Origin of the sequence: Acinetobacter lwoffii (assembly GCF_024129855.1) — a bacterium.
Classification (GTDB): Bacteria; Pseudomonadota; Gammaproteobacteria; order Pseudomonadales; family Moraxellaceae; genus Acinetobacter; species Acinetobacter lwoffii_L.
This window is the reverse complement of sequence record NZ_JAMXXC010000068.1, coordinates 1-1,139: the sequence shown is the minus strand read 5'-3', so window position 1 is coordinate 1,139 and position 1,139 is coordinate 1. Positions and strand designations below refer to the sequence as shown.

1 protein-coding gene is annotated in these 1,139 nt (G+C 47.3%); it reads left to right on the top strand.

Annotated features, from left to right (window positions below; translation table 11 throughout):
- The coding region (tuf, locus tag NI465_RS16520) for an elongation factor Tu (RefSeq protein ID WP_180087657.1) at positions 1-1,137 on the top strand (1,137 nt) is incomplete at its 5' end.
- Positions 1,138-1,139 lie beyond the last annotated feature (2 nt).

The following is a 1,139-nucleotide window of genomic DNA, read 5'->3' as shown; positions in this document are numbered from 1 at the left end:
GGTCACGTTGACCATGGTAAAACAACTTTAACAGCTGCAATTGCAACTGTATGTGCGAAGAAATTCGGTGGCGAAGCGAAAGACTACGCTGCAATCGACTCTGCACCAGAAGAAAAAGCACGTGGTATTACAATTAATACTTCACACGTAGAATACGATTCTCCAACTCGTCACTACGCTCACGTAGATTGCCCGGGCCACGCCGATTATGTTAAAAACATGATTACTGGTGCTGCTCAGATGGATGGCGCGATCCTTGTATGTGCTGCGACTGATGGTCCTATGCCACAGACTCGTGAACACATCCTGCTTTCTCGTCAGGTAGGTGTACCTTACATCGTTGTATTCTTGAACAAATGCGACCTTGTAGACGACGAAGAGCTTCTTGAGCTAGTTGAAATGGAAGTTCGTGAACTTCTTTCTACTTACGACTTCCCGGGTGATGACACTCCAGTAATTCGTGGTTCTGCTCTTCTTGCGCTTAACGGTGATGACAGCCAATACGGCGAGCCAGCGGTAGTTGCGCTTGTTGAAGCACTTGACTCTTACATTCCAGAGCCAGAGCGTGCAATTGACCTTCCATTCCTTATGCCAATTGAAGACGTATTCTCAATCTCTGGTCGTGGTACAGTAGTAACTGGCCGTGTAGAGACTGGTATCGTTAAAGTAGGTGAGTCTGTAGAAATCGTTGGTATCCGTGATACTCAAACTACTACAGTAACCGGCGTAGAAATGTTCCGTAAGCTTCTTGACGAAGGTCGTGCGGGCGAGAACTGTGGTGTTCTTCTTCGTGGTACTAAGCGTGAAGACGTACAACGTGGTCAAGTATTGACTAAACCAGGTGCGATCAAGCCACACACTAAATTCGATGCGGAAGTATACGTACTTTCTAAAGAAGAAGGTGGTCGTCACACTCCATTCCTTAACGGTTACCGTCCACAGTTCTACTTCCGTACTACGGACGTAACTGGTGCGATCGCGCTTAAAGAAGGCGTGGAAATGGTTATGCCTGGTGACAACGTTGAGATGTCAGTAGAGCTAATCCACCCGATCGCAATGGACCCAGGTCTACGTTTTGCGATCCGTGAAGGCGGTCGTACAGTTGGTGCTGGTGTAGTTGCTAAAGTAACTGCATAATC